Consider the following 654-nt stretch of genomic DNA (forward strand, 5'->3'; position numbering starts at 1 on the left):
TCCCAAGTAAGGTAATAAAATAATGAATAAGAAAATACTGCTTCCCCTAATGTTAGGGATTTCCGCTACTGCTGCTGCTTCTGATAACAAGGTTGTAGAAAGTGTCTTGATTGATAACATCGCGCTAGAAGGTTACGTAAAGAAAAGTTATGAGGTCGTGATGCAAAGCGAGCCTGAGCTTTTCCCGTACGAGTTTCGTGGTAGCCGTGTGCAGATGAAGTTACTGGTTGAGTTATTCCACAACTCAAAGAACGACAAAAAAGCGGCTCGCGTGATCACTCTAGGGAATGGTTATGTACCAGGTAAGCCGGGTGTAAAACACACTTTTGATGCAGCGATTGTTGACCGTTTTACTCAAAACTACCCAGTTGCGTTCGATTACAGCATCTATCAAGCTGGTGGCACGCCTGTATTTAGTGAGGATTACTCACCGCAAAACGAAGCCAATGATGTTTCGGTATCGACAACCACGGTTGCACCGTCTATCGGCTTAACCGCGACTGCAACACCGGGCTCGGCACCAAGTTTTTCTGGCTCGTTGACGACCGATCTCGGTGTGGCTTATACGTCTCGTTACTCGAGTAAGGATTACGTCACCGCAGCCAAACCAAAGGCTTCCATGGAACGCGGTATGGGCGTTAAGTGGACCACCTC

General features: G+C 47.1%; 1 protein-coding gene. It reads left to right on the forward strand.

The features are described from left to right. Positions 1-22: 22 nt before the first annotated feature. A partial coding sequence (locus R7Q46_RS27705; RefSeq protein WP_318078358.1) for a hemolysin occupies positions 23-654 on the forward strand: 632 nt, incomplete at its 3' end.

This window comes from Vibrio sp. 811 (assembly GCF_033339195.1).